Raw genomic sequence first — 19,856 nt, 5'->3', positions numbered from 1 at the left:
GTAACAGAATATGTGATCCAACCTAGTTCATTGGCAAGTAATCACATTTATCTCAGAAAATTCGGTATTAACTTTTTATGCTTTCGTCCGCGGTTAGGGCGCGTATACAAAAGTGGTATGTCTATGTACTATGCATGATAAATCGTTTCGAACCAAAAGTGTCTGCAAATGAGCAAGAAAATCCTTTCATTTACCTCAAACGACGTTGAAATTACGAGTGTAAAACCGGTTTATCGTGGTTTTTTCACCATGCAAGAATATCTGTTTACGCACAAATGCTTCGACGGCACCCAAAGCGGTACAGTGAAACGAGAGCTATTTGAACGCGGTCATGCTGTAGGCGTATTGCCCTACGATCCTATTTTGAAGGAATTTGTTCTTATTGAGCAGTTTAGAATAGGGGCATTAGCGACATCTTCAACCCCTTGGCTGATAGAAATAATTGCAGGCATGATTGATGAAGGTGAAACAGAAGTAGATGTATGCCATAGAGAGTCGATGGAAGAGGCCGGTATTGAGCTTGAAAATCTCACCAAAGCAATGAGTTATTTATCTAGCCCTGGGGGCACCACCGAGCGTATTCATATTTTTATTGCCAAAACCAATGCAGAAAAAGCTCACGGCATTCACGGATTAGAGACAGAGTCGGAAGATATCAAAGTACATAGAGTGGCTGAGCAAACTGCCCTTGAATGGCTGGAAAACGGCCATATAGACAACGCTGCCGCAGTAATTGCGCTACAATGGTTCTTTATGAACAAATCCACGCTAATGGAGCAATGGAAGATATCGTGACACAACGTACCCACAGAAAATACGTCCCTCATCTACCCACAATGCAGGCATTGTGCGAGTTAAACTACGCGCACATTCTTCGTATTCTGCCCGATTGTGATACAGAGGAACTTAACTACGTATTTACTGTGGGCGACACGCTTACCTACGAAATTAAGATTATTGAGTCTGCTCGATACACCAGTACATTAAGCCTTAAACAAACGTCCAACGATATGCCCAGCTATTTAACACCATCAATGACGGTGCGTTTGTACCATGATGCCAGAATGGCCGAAGTAATAAGTAGCCAAAATACGGGCGCGCTTCAACCTTCGTACGAATACCCTAATTTAAAAATGCGCCAACGCAATGAAAAGCAAATGGTGAATATCTTTCTTGCTGAATGGTTAGATTTTTGCCGCAAACTGCGTCCTAAGGTAACGTCGCTAGCGTGAGTACCCTGCTGCATATTAGCGACTGCCATTTATTTGGTGATACCACTCGCCAAGGTTATGGAGCGATTAATCCCTATCACAGCCTAAAACAGATATTGGTTGAGGCTTTCCAGCACAGCGCCAATATCAGCACGATTATCGTTACCGGTGATATAAGTGGCGATGACTCTCTAACAAGCTATCAGCACTTTACCGCGTTAATAGAAAACTACGCCAAGGCACCAGTTTATGTGATTGCCGGCAATCATGATAATAACCCTCATTTTAATACATTATCTGCTCACCATCTTGTTGCTGGCGCGCCAGTTGAATTAGGCGACTGGCAAATTCACGGCGTAGATACACGTTTTGAAGGCGCGAGAGGGCAAGTAGATATTCTTGAGCTTAAGGCTATAGCCAAACAAGTATCTGAACATTCACATCGCCATCATTTACTTGCCATGCACCACCATGCCTCGCCATCAGAAAGCTGGATGGATAAACACGACTTGGCAAACGCCGGTGAGTTTTTAAACTGGGTAGAGGAAGGCATTCCATTAGCGGCCATTATTCATGGCCATGTACATTCGCCCCTTCGTTACACGCTAGGTACCAAGAATAAAGTACCAGTGATGGGTTGCCCCGCAAGTTGTTGGCAGTGGGAAATGGCACCTGAATTTGCGTTAAGTGACGAGCAGCCAGGTTATCAATTAATTAGGTTACGCGGTGATGGAACGTTAACCTGCGACATAAAGAGAATAAAAACAACATGAAACACGTGTTATACCTTCATGGCTTTTTAAGTTCACCACAGTCTGTAAAAGCGCAGGCTACCAAAGCGTATTTTGAGCAGCATCACCCCGATGTAACATTGCATATTCCCGCGCTTTCGAATTACCCGAGCCAAGTAGAAAGCCAGTTGCTGGCACTGATAGAAAGCACACCTGCGCTAATTGAAGATGGCCTGCGCGTTATTGGTAGTTCAATGGGCGGTTATTTATCTACTTTTTTAATTGAAAAGTTCTCGGGAAAAGCGGTATTGATTAACCCTGCGGTAAAACCTTATGAATTACTGCAAGGTTTTATTGGAGAACATACCAACCCGTATACGGGCGAAGTGTTTAATATCGTTGAAAGCGATATTGAAGTGATAGAAAAGCTAGACGCTAAAGAATTGCAGTATGCACCAGCGTACAAGGTGTTATTGCAAACTGAGGATGAAACTTTAGATTACCGTTTAGCAGAAACCAAATACGCAATGAGTACGCTAGTGGTAGAGGAAGGCGGCGATCACAGCTTTATTGGCTTTGAAGATCACTTGCCCGCCATTGCAGATTTTCTGCTTAAAGACTAAAAGCCGTTAGCTAAGTTGTGCTGCTAATTTAGGCTGCTAATTTACACCGCTAGTTCAGGCCGCTAATTTTTTTGGGGGCTACTCGCTTCTCATTGTTGCGCGACTATTCGTAATTATTCATTAGTATTAACGGCACATCGTTTTAACCAAGCTTGCTGACTTTCGCCTTTTCATTGCGAGGGTAGGCAAGCCTTGGTAACATCAATTTATCTTGCGTTGCAGTTGTCTTCTGCGTACGTTAACCCTTGTTGCTGGCTTAAATAATAACCATAACTATGTCAAATCAATATAACTCTGATGCAATTGAAGTCTTAAACGGTCTCGACCCGGTTAAGCGCCGCCCAGGCATGTATACCGATACCACTCGACCCAACCATTTGGGCCAAGAAGTTATTGATAACAGTGTGGATGAAGCCCTAGCAGGTCATGCTTCCAACATTAAAGTTATCTTGCATGAAGACCAATCTCTTGAAGTCATTGATGATGGCCGTGGTATGCCGGTGGATATTCACCCTGAAGAGAAAATCTCTGGTGTAGAACTTATTTTAAGTAAGCTGCATGCAGGGGGAAAATTCTCTAACAAAAACTATGCGTTTTCAGGGGGATTACACGGGGTGGGTATTTCAGTAGTTAATGCCCTCTCTACTCGGGTAGAAGTGACTATTCGCCGCGACAGTAACGTGTATCAAATTGCCTTTGCCAATGGCGATAAAATTGAAGAGCTCGCGGTGATAGACACCTGCGGCAAACGCAATACGGGTACGCGAGTACATTTTTGGCCCGACCCGCAATATTTCGATTCAGCTAAATTTTCAGCCAGCCGTCTTATTCATAACCTTCGTGCAAAAGCAGTACTAAGCCCAGGCTTACGTATTCGTTTTGACAATAAAATCGCTAAAGACTCGCAAGAGTGGTACTACGAAGACGGTTTGCAAGATTACTTATATCAAGCGGTACAAGAGTACGAAACACTTCCTACTGATGTGCCTTTTGTAGGTAGCTTCAAAGGCAACACTGAAGGGGCTGATTGGGCGGTAATGTGGCTACCAGAAGGCGGTGAATTAACTACCGAAAGTTATGTTAACCTTATTCCTACTGCCCAAGGCGGTACTCATGTGAATGGTATGCGCCAAGGCTTGTTAGAGTCTATGCGTGAGTTTTGTGAATTTAGAAACTTAATGCCTCGTGGCGTAAAGCTGTCTCCTGATGATATCTGGGACCGATGTGCTTATATTTTGTCTACCAAAATGCAAGACCCACAATTTGCAGGGCAAACTAAAGAGCGCTTATCGTCACGCCAAGCGTCTGCGTTTGTGTCAGGGGTAGTTAAAGACGCGTTTAGCTTATGGTTAAACCAACATACTGAAGTGGCTGAAGCTCTGGCAGATATGTGCATTAACAATGCACAGCGCCGTTTACGTCAAAACAAAAAAGTGGCGCGTAAAAAGGTAACCCAAGGGCCAGCACTGCCAGGTAAGTTAACCGATTGTTCGTCTCAGGATATTTCCTACTCTGAGCTTTTCTTAGTGGAAGGGGATTCAGCAGGTGGTTCTGCCAAGCAAGCTAGAGACCGAGAATTCCAAGCTATCATGCCGCTTCGCGGTAAAATTCTAAATAGCTGGGAAGTAGACTCTTCACAGGTATTAGCGTCACAAGAAATTCACGATATATCAGTAGCGTTAGGGATAGACCCAGACTCTACGGATTTGTCTGGCCTTCGTTACGGTAAAATTTGTATATTGGCGGATGCCGATTCCGACGGACTGCACATCGCTACTTTGTTGTGTGCATTGTTTGTGAAGCACTTTAGAACGTTAGTCGACCAAGGTCATGTTTATGTAGCCATGCCGCCGCTATTTCGTATCGATGTGGGCAAGGAAGTTTTCTATGCGCTAGATGAAGGCGAGAAAAAAGGCATATTGGATCGCATAGAGGCAGAGAAAAAGCGCGGCAAAGTAAACGTTCAGCGCTTTAAAGGGCTAGGTGAAATGAACCCTTTACAACTTCGTGAAACGACCATGGACCCGAACACCCGTAGGTTAGTGCAACTTACCATAGAAGACTCTGCAGAAATGCTTGAGTTAATGGACATGCTGTTAGCTAAAAAGCGTTCTGGGGACAGAAAAGTCTGGCTTGAAAGCAAAGGCAATATGGCAGAAGTTGACCTGTAACCATCATCGTTGTTAGCCATATCGATATCGATATGGCTTTGACCCTATGCAATACCTTTCGCGATTTACCTATCCGTTTACTTATCACTTCATGATGACAGTCCATAAATATGTGTTTAGTTACCATTTATGAGCTTTATCCTCGGACTCTTTACTGTTACTAACTATTACTCGCCTACTTTTTAGCCACCTATAAACCTATTACTTGCCTAATTGTCGACTCAATTTTGCAACTAGACTTAGTTTGATGAAATAGTTATCAAGTAACGCCGATGAAGTCGTTATATAAAACCAGCAAAATGCCGTGATCTTTGCGTTAGTTTTCAACGTCAAGTACGGGCGTTTTGAACCTTTTAGGCACGTAACGCGTTTTATTTAACGTAATAAGATTAGACTTTAGTATATTTTTACAGTGCTAATTACTGGTATAGTAAGCGTATTAGATGCGGTGAAGATGCCGCAAATACTGAATGTTCGCATTGGCACTCAGTTAACTCAAATGGAGCTAAATGTAGTATGGAATCCTTACCGTCATCGCGGGTGACTAAACCTGAGATAGCTCCTTTTATTGTTGGCGTAGGCTCTTCAGCGGGCGGAATAGAAGCATTGATTAACTTGGTAAGCGAATTACCAAAAGCTATTAATGCGTCTTTTATTATTGCTCAGCATTTATCGCCTACCCATAAAAGCCAAATGACAGAAATATTGGCGCGAGAAACTGAATACCCTGTGGTCGAGGCTACACCGCATTGTAAAATTAAAGCGAACACCATTTATGTAGGCCCACCGGGCTTCCACCTCAAATACAAAGAGGGGTATTTACACCTCGATAAATCCCCGGATGAGCTTTCGCCTAAGCCTTCGGTAAACCTCTTGTTTGAATCACTAGCTGACGAAATTGGCGATCACGCCATTGGCGTTATCTTATCTGGTACTGGTGGCGATGGTGCCAGAGGGCTTAAGGCCATCAAAGGTGTCGGTGGATTTGCCTTTGTACAAGACCCTGCCTCAGCAAAATATGATGGCATGCCCAAAGCGGCGCTTGAAAATGTGGCTGTGGATTCAATTCTTGAACCCCAAGAAATGGGGCAAGAAATTGCACATATTTCGCAAAACATCGCGCGAAATTTCTTAGCGGTGCAGGAAGACACTCGAAGTGAATTAATGAGTGAGCTCTACGGAAAAATAAGAACCGCTACAAAAATAGACTTCAGTTTTTATAAACAATCTACCTTGTTGCGCAGGGTGAATCGCCGTTTAATTGCCACACAAACTGAAGATTTGCCCTCTTACTTGACCTATTTAGACAATAACGCCGATGAAGTTATAGCATTGTCGAAAGAGCTTTTAATTTCAGTTACCGATTTTTTTAGAGATCACACTGCCTTTAACGCTATCAAAACGCACATACAGAGCATTGTAGAGAATAAAAACAGCGGCGATGCTATTCGGTTATGGGTAGCAGGATGTGCCACTGGGGAAGAGGCATACTCATTAGCCATCTTATTTCTTGAAGCTATTGAGAAGCAGGGCATTGATGCCAACTTACAGATTTTTGCGACTGATATCGACGAACATGCACTCTCAGTTGCCCGCAAAGGGGCTTATTCTGTTCAGGCCATTGCAAGCCTTTCATCCGATTTAACCGACAAATACTTTCGGTATGCTGACAATGCGTATTATCCGCAAAAATTACTGCGTGATGTAATCACCTTTTCTCGTCAGGATATCACGCGAGATCCGCCATTTTTACACCTTGATATGGTGTCGTTTAGAAATGTACTTATCTACTTTAATAGCGATTTACAGCAGCGGGTATTATCACTGTTTCGTTATTCGCTAACCAAAGAAGGTATTCTCTTTTTAGGTAAGTCTGAATCGATTGGCTCTACAGAAGATATGTTTGTTGCCCTTGATAGGCGCAGTAGAATTTTTAAAGTAAGCGAGGCGTCTAAGCCTCCCGCACTGCCGAAAATGCTAAAAAGCCATGTAGATATAACTAAAACGAAAACGGCTATCACTAACAGCTACGAAAATATTTTCACTCGCTCTGTGCTAGATAGCTTTGGGCCAAGTTTACTCATCAGTGAAAGGTTTGCCATTTTGCACTCACATGGCAATTTACGACGCTTTATTACGTTTCCATCCGGGGTGCCCGATCTTAATTTATCGAAACTCATTGCTGCGCCTTTCGCCGCAGACTTAATTTCTTGTGTGAATAAGGCCAGTCGTACTGGTGAAATAGTCACAAGCCGAGCTAAGCGCCTCGCTGATGATGACAGCCTACTGTGGAAGTTAAGGGTGTTGCCGCTAGAAAACCAAAGTCCTCAGCACTACTTAGTTAATTTTTACGAAGACGACGCTATTATTGATGCCGAGCCCAAAGAACCGACGGCAACCAATGAAGCTGATGTTGCCGAACTGATTGCAGCGCGTGAGCAACTACAAACGCTTACCGAGGAAATGGCTGCCTCTGCAGAAGAAATGCAGGCACTTAATGAAGAAGTGCAAGCCGCTAACGAAGAGCTACAAGCGAATAACGAAGAACTTGAAGCCACCAACGAAGAGTTGCAAGCCACTAACGAAGAACTCATTAGCGTAAATGAAGAAAGCATGCGTAAGTCTGCTGATTTAGGTGCCATAAACAGTGAGTTAATGAGCGTTTATAACACGTTAGATTTCCCTATCTTGGTGTTTGATACCGATACCTGCTTAAACCGAACGAATGACGCTGCCAATCGCCGTTTTCACTTGAATAATGGCTCGTTTAAAAAGCCAATGTACTCGCTTAATTTTCCTGACTATTTTGAAGACATTGAAAAGCGCTTAAGTAAAACCCTGCGTAATGGTGTAAAAACGAGCATGGTGATCAAGCCATCGAGCCAAGAAACTTACAACATTTTTATCACGCCAATTTTAGATAATCGAGACCGCATCACTGGGGCCATATTAGTGATTATTGATAATTCAGAATTGGTCATTGCCCACGAGCGAATCGAAAAAAGCCAAGAGCAACTATTATCGATAATGAACAACTCGTTGGCGTTAATTGCATTAAAAGATAATGCGGGTAGATATGAGTTTGTGAACTCTCGGTTTGAAGAAGTCTTTGGCGTAACCGCGCAAGATGTGATTGGTAAAACCGACCTTCAAATTTTTGAGCGAGATACTGCCCGCCAGTTCCGTGAAAAAGACTTAGACACCATGCGTGCTTTATCCCCGGTAGAAACCCTTGATGAGTTCTCCTTGCGGGCTGGTAAAGTTATTATCAAAAGTGTGCGATTCCCTATTTTTGATGCAGAAGGCACTATTAAGTCAATTTGTACCCAAGCAACAGATATTTCAAAAGAGCTACATGCCAATGAACAGTTGCGTTTAGCTGGCAAGATATTTGAGCGGACCAGTGAAGCTATCCTGGTTACCGATGCCAATCAGCGCATTCTTACCACCAATGAAACATTTGCAGAGCTAACGGGTTTTTCTCAGCAGGAGTTAACCGGAAAAACACCTAAGTTGCTGGAATCAGGAGAGCACTCTAAAGATTTCTTTGCTGCAATGAAGGCCTCGTTGATTGAACGAGGGTTTTGGCAAGGTGAGGTCATAAACAAAGTGAAAGATGGTAGCCATGTAAAAATGTGGCTAACAGTTAATGCAGTAAAAGGCGCTAATGGCGATATTGTTAATTACGTAGCGTCTTACAGTAATATTGACGAAATAAAAAATATGCAGCGCCGTATTGAGTACCTTGCTACTCATGATGAATTAACGGGTTTACCCAATAGGACGGTATTGCTTGAACGCCTTGAATTAATGGTAAATGGGGCGAAGCGCAGCAAGCAACTGTGCGGTGTACTCTTTGTTGACCTAGATAACTTCAAGCCAGTTAATGATAACTTAGGTCATAAAGTGGGCGACTTGCTACTTAAGCAGGTTACTAAGCGACTGCAACAATGTATTCGAGACACAGATATGTTGGCGCGAATTGGCGGTGATGAGTTTGTAGCCTTAGTATCGGCTTCTCATATCGACGAAATTGATGATATTGCAAAGCGTATTATCAGTCAGGTTCAAAACGAATTTGATGTGTCTACCCATTCTATTTCCGTATCTGCGAGCATTGGTATCGCCGTTTACCCTGCAGATGGGATCAGCTCAGAAATACTCTTGCAGCACGCAGATGAAGCCATGTATTTAGCGAAATCTTCTGGTCGCAATCAATATCAATACTTTACCGCGAAGATGAAAGAGCAGGCATTGGCTCGTTTAGAAGTTGAAAAACAGCTTAAAGTGGCGCTAGATGGTAAACAGTTTTCAATGGTATACCAACCGCAGTTCGAGTCTACTTCGAATGCCATAATTGGCGCCGAGGCATTACTGCGCTATAAAAATAGTGATGGTGAAGTACTCAGTGCTGAGTCATTCATTAATATTGCCGAGCGTGGAAAGCTCATAGAAACCATCGGCTTTCATGCGGTTGAGTTGGTTGCGCGAGAAATTGCTCAATATATACAGCTTGGTAACAAACTGCCCGCCATAGCAATTAATTTATCTGGGGCACAGTTGCTCACATCCGATTTTATTAAAAACTTTGTGGCAGTACTTGAGCGTTATGAACTCACCGCTGGTCTATTTAAATTTGAAGTTTCAGAAAAAGATATTGAAAGTGGTGAAGAGCGAATTTACCATCGGTTGAAGACATTGGCGTCAATGGGCAGTGTGATCTGTATCGATGACTATGGCCTTTACAGTAGTGCTATCTCTCAGCTTCAACGAAGCGGTGCAAGTGAAATTAAGCTTCCCAGCCGATTAATGGCCGACGCTAGCGATAGCAATGACACTAATAAACTCATCCAAGCTTTGGTTAATGCAGGTAAAGCACTAGGTCTTAAAATCATCGCGGATAAAGTTGAAACTCAACAGCAGCTCGAATACTTACGGGATATCGGGTGCGATGTAGTACAGGGTCTTGTTCTTTCGCCTATGCTTACTTGCTCAGAGCTTAATAAACAAATTAGCTAATAAGATTATGAACCCTGATACGATTACCCGTAATAAACACGATACTGAGATTGACACCTTAGTTGAAAATTGCGAAAAAGAAGCCTTGCACTTAAGTGGCAAGGTTCAGCAATTTGGGGGCGCCTTTTTTATCGATAGTGAATCTCTACAGGTCACCGCGGCTAGCAGTAATTTGGCCAGTCTTATTCACCTCTCGCCCTCAGAGCTGGTAGGCAGGCCGGTAAAATCACTCGACTGGCTACCGTTAAGTATACTTTATAACTTAGGTTCAACGGCTGGCGACAGAGCTTATGCCTTTAACGAACCCTTCAATGATGATGTACTGAACTTCAGAAGCCATCGTAGTGAAGAAGGGATTTTAATTGAGATAGAATCAAGCATTGCTAATGTCTCCCAGCGTCAGTATTTGCAATTAAGATCGGCCATTCTTCCTACCATTGAACAGCATTGGGAAGATGAGGATTTTTGGGATCAGCTTATCTCAACCCTTGATGAGTTCTTGCCCTGTGAACGTATATTGCTTTATCGCTTTAATGAACTTTGGAGCGGTGAAGTGGTAGCAGAAAAAGTGATTGAAGGCGCGCCAAAGTATATTGGGTTAAAATTTCCTGCATCGGACATACCAGCTATTGCCCGCCAGATGTATTATGAAAATCCGTCGCGATATATTGCTAGCAGTGCTACACCGCCAGCTGACTTTTTGAATCAAGCAGAACAACCGCTAAACTTAACGTATTCGGATTTACGCAGTGTGTCGCCTATTCATGGCGAATATATGCAAAACATGGGCGTGGCTACATCGTTTTCTATTCCTATCATTCAAACTGGTAAGTTGTGGGGCATAGTGTCCTGTCACAACAGCACTGAATCGCACATTGATGCGCAGCTGCGCCATCAAGCGGAAATGCTGGTGAAGTATTTCTCTATGGTGTATTCCACGCACAAATCGAAAAAGCGCCTGCAATTACTCACCTCATTGGATGAGAAGGTTGGGGCTATTACGCATAAGCTTCGCCTGAAAGATGCCGAAGCAACGCAAGATTTTCTAGAAGACGTAAAGCGAGATTTCACCGCATGTGGGTCTGCCATTTTCATTAATGGAAAATGGTTTATTAGTAATGACAATGGCTACGACATTAGCCTACTAAAACGTATCGATAAAGCCTTTCAGTCAGACACTTCTGATGTCATTCTGCACACCCAAGATATTCGCCAGTACTCAGGGTTAGAGGCATTAGACTCAGAAAACGTGAGAGGCGTGATGCTAATTCGTATGAACTATGAATTGGCCAAAGCGCGATTATATATTTTCAGACAGCCTGAAGCGCAAATAACGCACTGGGCTGGTAAGCCGGAAAAAGATATTAACGAACAAGGCATGCTATCGCCACGTGCGTCATTTGAGCGGTGGAGCGAAGTTGATGGTGAGCAAAGCTTACCGTGGACTAAACGAGATATTTTGTTTTCCAAAAAGCTGCGTGCATCGTTAATTCGAACGCTAACACGTTAGGCATTGTGCCCGACCATCTATCTAGGGCCTCCTGATTGGAGGTTCTTTTTTTCCAGTACAATAACCTGTACATTTTCCAATAAGCATTCATGCAAGTAATAAAAAATTCGTTTTAATACTTGCTCATATTCGAGGTGAATCGATGGCAAACTCTTCCGTTTCCAAAAACACTACCACGCTATTGTTTGATCACGATGGTACCTTAATTAATTCAGAGCACGTCCACTTCACTCTTTGGCAAGAAATAGTCGCCAGCTACGGGGCTGAATTAACCGACGAGTTTTACTGCAAGGTAATGGCGGGCATACCCGTTAAACAAAATGCCGAAGATGTAGTTAAGCATTTTTCTTTAGATGCAAAGCCCGAATTGCTGGCCAAAAAGAAACACGACAAAATTGAAGAATATCTCTTACAGCAAGCTTTCCCCCTTATGCCCTATGCTGCTGAAACTATCAAAGCGTGTGCAGAAGCAGGGTACACCCTAGGGATAGTGACCGGGGGAAGTACATTATCAGTTGAAAAAACACTGACTAGTTATGGCCTAGCACAATACATTTCCTGTGTGGTGGCGGTAGAAGATGTTACCCACAGTAAGCCTGCGCCCGATTGCTACCAGCTAGCGATGAAGAAGTTGGGAGTATCGCCTGGCAAGTGTATTGCCATAGAAGATACGTATACTGGCATGCAGTCAGCGTTGTCTGCTGAATTAGCGTGTGTGGTTGTTCCTGCTACTCAATCAGCTACCCATGATTTCACCGAGGCCACCTCTCGTTACGAAAGCTTACAATTATGGGTGGAACAAGAGATCACAGGTCGCTAGTCATAACCACTAGATTTAGCTACTATTTCTATTCTTCACAACGTAGCGTTTAGGTAAGGTCGTGGTGGTATGTATTCATGGTGTTTGGGAAGTGATTAAATCATGAGAAGTGTGGGTCGTTGGATTCTTGGTGTCGTGGTGACTTTATTCGTGGTTACCTTTGTCGTATTGATAGGGGTAAGCGTAGCTGTAGTTCAGCGCTCGCCGTTAGTGGTAGCCAGTGCACCAAACCAATTGGATGGCGCAGACAGCGTTAACGACTTATTGTCTCAGTTACAAAATGCGTTCACCGAGCGTAGTGCTAATCATGTTATTCATCTAACCGAAACCCAGATTGAAAGCTTAGTCGGGGTGTTGCAGCGGGCCGTGCCTAATTTTAGTGGCGTAGTCAACGTAACCGAAGTAGGCAGTACAATTACCTTTACCTTTTCACCCAGTAGCGTTGATTTATATTTCAATGTATCAGCACTGATTTTACCCGGCGATAGCCTGCAAATTGATTATATTAGTGTGGGGGATTTGTCGTTGTCTGGGCCTCTCATGCTCTCGTTTGCTGAAAAGGGTATAAATTATTGGACTAAGTCTGAAATTGCCACTATTGCCCTGACCCGAGTTGAAAAAGTGACCATGCGCCGTGGTGAGGTGTCTTTACATACTGCCCCACTGGCCTCGTTATTAGAAGAGCTTACCGTTGTGTCTAATAATATGGGCGTTGAAGAAGAAACCGAGCTTCAAACCCTTGCCGCTTATTACTTGCGTTATATTTCAGGGCGAGATTTAGCCTTATCAAAGCAGCCAGTGCCTCTTATTGAGTATTTACGGGAAGGCATGGCTCGCGCAAGAGAGCAAAGCAATTCTCCACAAGAGGCAGCACTACATAATAAAGCGGTTATTTTGGCGCTTGCAGCGTATGTGGGGCACTATCGTATTGGTAGCTTAGTGGGTGACTTACAGCCCAACCCAACAAAAGCACTGAAGCCTCGCGCCCCCGCTATTTTATTGGAGCGTAACGATTTGGCCCGGCATTTCATTATTTCCGCTGCCCTTGAATTACTTGCCGAGCAAGATATGTCCTGGGCGATTGGTGAGTTCAAAGAGTTAATGGACAGAGGTGCAGGTGGTTCAGGCTACAGTTTTGTTGATTTAGGTGCCGATATGTCGGGCTCACAATTTGCCCGAGTGGCGACCATGCCTGAGCATGCCGAAAGTACGCAAAACGCGGTGGCACGAATTCAATCTGATAACGACATTGTCCCTGCGATAAAAACCTTCCCTGAAGGGTTGAGTAAGCAAGCATTTACGGAAAAGTATGGGCAAGTAGACAGCGACGCCTATTTAAACGAAGTGGCTGAGATTAAGCGCCTAATCAAACAAGTGCCTATGTATCAAAAGGCCCATGCTGAAGGGAACTTAATCAATCAAATTGAAGCGGGCGAGGTAGGGGAACACTAATAGCTTGCGCTAGCTCCCTGAGCCAAAATCTAAACGTAGCCATGCTACCTAAATTGCGAATAAAGGTAGCATGGATTTTTATAGTTTAATGGTATTTGTAGGTTAAAAAGCGCGTCTATTTACTTGCCAAAGACTGCTGAAATTGAGACACCGTGGTAAGTGCCAATTCAATCTTTTTAATCAAAGACGGCAAAGCTGCCTTCGCTTCTTCTTCTGTCATGTCTTTCAATGCTTGCCAATCTACTGCAATCTCTTCCACATAAGGGCCGAAGCGTTTTGCTTGTGTGGTGAACGGGCTATCTTCAGCAAATATGGCGGCGAACTTGCCTTGACTGTCTTTTTGCAAACGATCCAATGCTTGATCTGCATCCACCGCCTTACGATAAAGGGTCTGGATAGTATCTTGAAGTTGTTGGTGAATAGCTTGCATATCTTTTCCTATACAAAGAAGCCTATAAAAGACGTCTCATAAAAAGCGCCTGAAAAAAGCAGTGTAAAATTAGATTAAAGTTTCAGCATCTTTAGCCGATAACTTCGAAGGTGGGCAATTTTGCCTATTTTTTTACTTTGCTTCAAGCAACAAAGGAAAACGGTATGGATCTACAAGGTGCTAGTGCCTCTGGAACGTCCGGTGCGTCACTTGAACTCGCTTCGCTTAAGTTGGCCAAGGGTCAACAAGAGCAAGAAGGAAAAGCGGCGCTTCAGCTTTTAGAAAATTCAGCTGACGTACCAAAATCAACATCTTCTAATCCTGCTGTAGGCGGAAATATAAACACTTTCGCTTAAGGTTTAGGGATGTAAATGTAAGTCGATAGGCGTTTTGCCAGGCTGAGCGCCTATCTCTCTAACGAGTTTAGGCACAAGGAAACCTGGTAGGCGCTTTATCGCTTCTTGCATAATCTGTCTTGCCTTATCATCGCTTACATAGAAGTGACTTGCCCCTTGTACTTTATCGAGTACATGTAAATAGTAGGGCAGAACCCCCGCATCAAATAACCGCTCACTTAATTCACACAACGCATCGGCCGAGTCATTCACATCTTTTAGCAACACCGATTGGTTTAACAGGGTAACGCCCTGACTACGCAATTTCTCCAGCCTAGTTTTCAACGCTGTTGATACTTCATTAGCATGATTGACGTGTAACACGAGTATTTTTTGAATAGACAGCTGAGTAAACCAGTCAAAAAAAGCGTTATCGAGGCGCTCGGGCAATACAACCGGTAAACGGGTGTGTATGCGAAGTCTTTTAATATGAGGGATTGCGGCGATTTCTTTTGCCAATGCGGCTAGGTGATCATCTTTTGCCATTAGCGGGTCGCCGCCTGAAAAAATCACTTCGTTAATGGCAGGGTTGCCAGTAATGTAATCTATTGCCTCTTGCCACTGGGCTTTATTCACTGCGTTATCGGCATAAGGGAAGTGCCTGCGAAAACAATAGCGGCAGTTAACGGCGCACCCAGTGCGAACCATGAGTAACACTCGTGAGTCGTACTTGTGTAACAAGCCTTTGCTCGCAGTATCGTGTTCATCTAATGGGTCTTTCGTGTAACCCGGTTCAATACTAAACTCTTCTTTAAGGGGCATCACTTGCAGAAAAAGTGGATCCATTGGGTTTCCTTTTTCCATTAGCGAAGCAAAGTGTCGTGGAACACGCATAGGAAAAAGGCGTCGTGCTTTACTGTCTTGTTCGTAGTCTTTGGTAGGTAAATCTAAAAAAGACAACAGCTTTTCAGGGCTGGTAAAGCTATTAGCTAATTCTTTTTGCCAGTTATGCTCTACAGAAATCGCTTTTTTAGGTATTATTTGTTCCACGAAATTTTTTGTACCTTATGTTTAGACAGAGGAATTATGGCTAATTACAGCACTAACGAGTTCAAAGCCGGCCTGAAAATCATGCTGGACGGTGAACCTTGTAACATTTTAGAAAACGAATACGTGAAGCCGGGCAAGGGTCAGGCATTCAACCGCGTTAAAATTCGTAAACTTATTTCAGGCAAAGTTTTAGAAAAAACTTTCCGCTCTGGTGAGTCAGTAGAAGGCGCAGATGTTTTGGACACTGAGCTTGCATACTTGTACACCGATGGCGAATTCTACCACTTTATGAACAACGAAACATTCGAACAAATCGCTGCCGACGAAAAAGCGGTGGGTGATAGCGTTAAGTGGTTAGTCGAAAACGATGTATGCGTTATTACCTTGTGGAACGGTACGCCAATTACAGTAACGCCACCAAACTTCGTTGAACTTGAAATTACTGAAACTGACCCAGGCCTTAAAGGCGATACTGCGGGTACAGGTGGTAAGCCAGCTACGCTAACAACGGGCGCAGTAGTACGTGTTCCTTTGTTTGTGCAAACAGGCGAAGTGATTAAAGTAGATACTCGCTCTGGTGAGTATGCGTCTCGTGCGCAGAAGTAAAAATAGGTAAAAGTAAGTAAAAAGTAGGTAGAAAAGCTGAAGTTAGCCGATGCTGTATTTGGCATCGGTAACTCGCTTATCGTTACGCATTTTCAAGCGTTATTTGCCAGATTAAGCCCAAGAATCTTGAGCTTAGGCTTTGTAAGCATAAGCATCGCAAGCGCGAATCTCGTAAGGTTAAGAGTTGATAATCCCAACGCTTTTTATCGTATTTATCACCACCCTTTTCAATAAGTAAACACACACCTTTTCATGAACGACTGGCAACCTACCTCATCACATGATTCTCGAATTGCGCGAGCCCACTTACTTCGCAGCATAAGGCATTTTTTCTATACACGTGATGTGCTAGAAGTAGAAACCCCTTTGTTGTCCAGCGGTACGGTAACCGATGAACATCTTGATGCATTTTATACTAGGTTCAATCATTCACATGATGGCAAGCCCGTAGACTTATACCTGCAGACATCCCCAGAGTTCGCTATGAAACGCCTTTTGTGCGACCAAAGTGGTGCTATTTATCAAATCTGCAAAGCATTTAGGCATGAAGGGGAAGGGCGCTGGCATAATCCTGAGTTCACTATGCTTGAATGGTATCGTCCTGGATTCGACCATCACGCCTTAATGCAAGAGGTTGATGCATTGTTAATGGAAACTTTAGGGACGGATTCTGGAGAGTTGGTTAGTTATCAAAATGTGTTTAAATCTCGTTTAGAGATTGACCCACTAACCGCTACGGATGAAATGCTTTTGGCTAAAATGGCTGACTGCAATATAAATATTTCAAGCCCGGAACAACTTGATAAAGACAGTAAGCTACAACTGCTTTTTGCAATGGCGATTGAGCCAGCTATAGGCCAAGAACGCCCGTGTTTTGTATTTGGGTTTCCTGCTTCACAAGCATCGCTTGCCCGTATCAATACAGAAGACTCACGCACTGCCGACAGATTTGAAGTGTATTTTAAAGGGGCGGAGCTCGCGAACGGCTTTCATGAACTCAGCGATGCTTCAGAACAAGAGCAACGTTTCGAGCAAGACAATGAGAAGCGTCGCAATAATGGCCAATCTGTAAAGCCTATAGATACACGATTTCTGTCAGCACTGAAAAGCGGCTTGCCACACTGCGCAGGTGTAGCGCTAGGTATAGATCGGTTATTAATGCTTAAAATAGGGGCGTCGCATATTCAAGAGGTGCTTAACTTTCCAGTGAGTAGGGCGTAAGTTTCACTCTTTACGCTATTTTCTACCCAGTGCCTTGCCCCACACTTCAGTCTATTCTCACCGTTAAGCATGACGGCGACTGTCTCTAATCAAAGTACTACTTTAACCTGTGTCCTCGGTGAATGAAGTTAAATCGTAGATAAGTTGCCATTGACAATAAACGGCTCAACCCACAAAATGTTATAACATCACAAAAATAGCCATGTAAATGGTTAAACAAATAAAGAAATTGTTAGGGAAACCGTTATGAAAATGCGTTCACTGCTAAGTCTTACGATAGCAGGTCTACTGTCGTCTCCATCCTTTGCGACTGTTATCAGCGGTAAAGTTACCGATGTGTCAGGTCAACCCGTTGAAGGTGCCGAGGTTAGCATTGAAGGTACTCGCCGAGTCGTTACCACCGATGAAAACGGTGTGTACCGTTTTAGCGATGTTAAGCAAACTCATGTGCATCTTCACGTATTTTCAAGCCAATATATTCATGGTGACAATGACCTTGGTGAAATCGTCGGTGATAAAACCGTTGATTTTTCACTTACCCCTTCGTCTGTTGAAAATATTGTTGTTACGGCTACCGCATTACAATCTTCAGTACTTGAGTCTGTTACGCCCGTTACTGTTATTGGCGCAGAGCGCCTTAGACGTATTGAAGCGCCGACATTAGGTGAAACGTTAAAGAATACTCCTGGGGTACAAAGCACGTATTTTGGTCCAGTCTCAAGTAGCCCAATTATTCGTGGTAACGATGGCCCACGGGTTAAAATTGTTCAAAATGGATTAGATGTTTCTGATGTATCTCGTGTTGGTCCTGACCACAATGTAACCAGTAACTTGGCAAGTGCCACACAAGTAGAAGTACTTCGCGGCCCTGCCACTTTGCAATATGGTAGCGGCGCCATTGGCGGTGTGGTTAACATCGTTGATAAGCGTATTGTGCAACACCAAATGGACGGCGTTGAAGGTGAAGCCGAAGTAAGCTACAGCACAGTAGATAACGGTAAATTTGCTCGCGGCGATGTAACTGGTGGCAGCGGTAACTTTGCATGGCACATCGATGGCTATTCTCGTAACACAGATGACACGGATATTCCTGGTTATGCTTCAGTAGAACCTGATGAAGATGAAGCATACGGCGTGTTAGAAAGCACCGCGATGGAAATCAGCGATATTACGGCTGGCTTGTCTTACATTGGTGAAGAAGGTTACTTTGGCTTTGCGGTAGAGCAACTTGATAACCGTTATGGCGTGCCTGGTCACAGTCATGAGCATGAAGAAGACCACGATGATGAAGATCATGACGACGAAGATCATGATGAAGAGCTGCACGAAGAAGAAGGCGTATTGATTGACGTAGACATGACTCGTTATCAAGCGGCAGGCGAATGGCATTCACCTATCAGAGGGTTAACCAATGCGAAGTTTGCAGCGGCTTATACCGATTACGAACACGTTGAAATTGAAGATGGCGAGCAAGGCACTATTTTCACTAATAAATCTAGTGATATTCGCGCTTCAATTTCACATGAAGAAGTGGATGGCTGGCATGGTGTGCTAGGTGTCCAGTTCCAACACAGCGACTATGAAGCTGAAGGGGAAGAAGCCTTTACCCCTGCAAATACCTCTTCAAACTATGCGGTCTACCTTGTAGAACAAAAAGTAGTGGGAGACGTGACCTTCGAACTAGGTGGTCGTGTTGAATACACTGAATACGATGCCGACGACAGCGAATTATCTCTTGAGGTGACGCATGCTGATGAAGATGAGCACGAAGAAGAAGAGGATCACGAAGAACACGAAGAGCAAGCGACTTCTTATAGCTTCAACAAGTATGACTTCACTAGCACGTCTTTATCTGCAGGCTTAAACTGGGAATATGCAGAAGGGCGCTCAATCGCCACTACACTTTCACGTAGTGAGCGTGCGCCTAGCCAACAAGAGTTGTTCTCTGCAGGCCAGCATTTAGCCACACAAAGCTACGAGCTAGGTTTGCTTTTCGATTTAGATGAAGACGGTCATATTGAAGAAGACTTAAAAGACGTAGAAAAAGAAGTTAGCACCAATATCGATGTTACTTTCCGTAAATTCACTGGCGATTGGGGCTATACAGTTTCATTGTTCTATAACCAAGCGGATGATTATATTTATCAAACAAATACTGGGTTATTGGCAATAACCGAAGAGCACGAAGATCATGAGGAAGAAGAAGAGGAAGGCCATGAAGAAGAAGGCACACCTATCTATTACTTCCAACAAGCCGATGCGGATATTTGGGGCTTAGAAGCTGAAGCCTATTACGATGTAAATGCGCAAGTACGCGTGACGGTATTTAGCGATTACATTAACGCAGAAATTGATGATGATAACCTTCCTCGTACACCACCTATGCGATTTGGTGGTAACATCAGTTATGTGAGCAATGGCATAAGTGCTGATGTAGGCGTAACTTGGTATGATGACCAAGACGACGTAGCGTCTTATGAAACACAAACCGATGGTTACACCTTGTTAGATGCCAGTGTTCAGTACGAATTTGGCGGCCAAGGCGTTGAGTGGATTGTTTATGCAAAAGGAAACAATCTAACAGATGAAGAAGCTCGCGTTCATACATCATTTTTGAAAGATCAAGCGCCACTACCTGGCCGTAACCTTACACTAGGAGTACGTGCGCTGTTCTAAT

The 19,856-nt window shown here is 43.7% G+C and carries 15 protein-coding genes; 13 read left to right on the top strand and 2 right to left on the bottom strand.

The window, feature by feature from the left end:
- The first annotated feature begins 168 nt into the window (after positions 1 to 168).
- The 9 genes from nudF to R1T43_RS17655 all read left to right on the top strand — a co-directional run bounded on the left by nudF (position 169) and on the right by R1T43_RS17655 (position 13,537).
- Entirely contained in the window at positions 169 to 795 is a 627-nt protein-coding gene (gene nudF / locus R1T43_RS17695) for an ADP-ribose diphosphatase (RefSeq protein WP_211069948.1), read from the top strand.
- Between the two features lie 41 nt (positions 796 to 836).
- Positions 837 to 1,232: a DUF1249 domain-containing protein gene (locus R1T43_RS17690; RefSeq protein WP_211070041.1), complete on the top strand. Its 396-nt coding sequence runs from the start codon at positions 837 to 839 to the stop codon at positions 1,230 to 1,232.
- Entirely contained in the window at positions 1,229 to 1,984 is a 756-nt protein-coding gene (locus R1T43_RS17685) for a metallophosphoesterase (RefSeq protein ID WP_317350662.1), read from the top strand. Before R1T43_RS17690 ends, R1T43_RS17685 begins: the two co-directional genes overlap by 4 nt.
- Entirely contained in the window at positions 1,981 to 2,565 is a 585-nt protein-coding gene (locus R1T43_RS17680; RefSeq protein WP_317350661.1) for a YqiA/YcfP family alpha/beta fold hydrolase, read from the top strand. Before R1T43_RS17685 ends, R1T43_RS17680 begins: the two co-directional genes overlap by 4 nt.
- A gap of 275 nt (positions 2,566 to 2,840) precedes the next feature.
- Positions 2,841 to 4,736, top strand: a complete 1,896-nt coding sequence (parE, locus tag R1T43_RS17675) for a DNA topoisomerase IV subunit B (protein ID WP_211069945.1) — start codon at positions 2,841 to 2,843, stop codon at positions 4,734 to 4,736.
- Positions 4,737 to 5,252: 516 nt separating this feature from the next.
- Positions 5,253 to 9,755, top strand: a complete 4,503-nt coding sequence (locus R1T43_RS17670) for a chemotaxis protein CheB (protein WP_317350659.1) — start codon at positions 5,253 to 5,255, stop codon at positions 9,753 to 9,755.
- Positions 9,756 to 9,762: 7 nt separating this feature from the next.
- On the top strand, positions 9,763 to 11,265 hold the full coding sequence (locus tag R1T43_RS17665; protein ID WP_317350657.1) for a GAF domain-containing protein: 1,503 nt from the start codon (positions 9,763 to 9,765) through the stop codon (positions 11,263 to 11,265).
- A 142-nt stretch (positions 11,266 to 11,407) separates the two neighbouring features.
- Entirely contained in the window at positions 11,408 to 12,085 is a 678-nt protein-coding gene (locus R1T43_RS17660) for an HAD family phosphatase (protein ID WP_317350656.1), read from the top strand.
- Positions 12,086 to 12,187: 102 nt separating this feature from the next.
- The gene (locus R1T43_RS17655) at positions 12,188 to 13,537 is read left to right on the top strand and encodes a hypothetical protein (protein ID WP_317350653.1); all 1,350 of its coding nucleotides are present in this window, start codon (positions 12,188 to 12,190) and stop codon (positions 13,535 to 13,537) included.
- Between the two features lie 115 nt (positions 13,538 to 13,652).
- On the opposite strand, the gene R1T43_RS17650 is transcribed toward R1T43_RS17655, so the two are convergent.
- Positions 13,653 to 13,967, bottom strand: coding sequence for a hypothetical protein (locus R1T43_RS17650; protein WP_211069940.1), 315 nt, complete (start codon positions 13,965 to 13,967; stop codon positions 13,653 to 13,655).
- Between the two features lie 164 nt (positions 13,968 to 14,131).
- Between R1T43_RS17650 and R1T43_RS17645 the strand changes: the two genes are divergently transcribed.
- A complete protein-coding gene (locus R1T43_RS17645) occupies positions 14,132 to 14,323 on the top strand; it encodes a hypothetical protein (RefSeq protein ID WP_057793966.1) in 192 nt (63 codons plus the stop codon).
- Between the two features lie 3 nt (positions 14,324 to 14,326).
- On the opposite strand, the gene epmB is transcribed toward R1T43_RS17645, so the two are convergent.
- Positions 14,327 to 15,352 carry an EF-P beta-lysylation protein EpmB gene (epmB, locus tag R1T43_RS17640; protein ID WP_211069939.1) on the bottom strand — a complete coding sequence of 342 codons (1,026 nt, stop codon included), beginning with the start codon at positions 15,350 to 15,352 and terminating at the stop codon, positions 14,327 to 14,329.
- 36 nt (positions 15,353 to 15,388) lie between these two features.
- On the opposite strand from epmB, the gene efp reads away from it, so the two are divergent.
- The 3 genes from efp (at position 15,389) to R1T43_RS17625 (ending at position 19,855) form a co-directional block, all read left to right on the top strand.
- On the top strand, positions 15,389 to 15,958 hold the full coding sequence (gene efp, locus R1T43_RS17635; protein ID WP_013785484.1) for an elongation factor P: 570 nt from the start codon (positions 15,389 to 15,391) through the stop codon (positions 15,956 to 15,958).
- Between the two features lie 252 nt (positions 15,959 to 16,210).
- Entirely contained in the window at positions 16,211 to 17,179 is a 969-nt protein-coding gene (epmA, locus tag R1T43_RS17630) for an elongation factor P--(R)-beta-lysine ligase (RefSeq protein ID WP_317350648.1), read from the top strand.
- A 246-nt stretch (positions 17,180 to 17,425) separates the two neighbouring features.
- Complete coding sequence (locus R1T43_RS17625; RefSeq protein ID WP_317350646.1) at positions 17,426 to 19,855, top strand: TonB-dependent receptor; 2,430 nt, start codon at positions 17,426 to 17,428, stop codon at positions 19,853 to 19,855.
- The last annotated feature ends 1 nt before the right edge of the window (position 19,856 follow it).

Origin of the sequence: Alteromonas sp. CI.11.F.A3, from assembly GCF_032925565.1 — a bacterium.
GTDB lineage: Bacteria > Pseudomonadota > Gammaproteobacteria > Enterobacterales > Alteromonadaceae > Alteromonas.
This window is presented reverse-complemented; position numbering and strand designations above follow the sequence as displayed.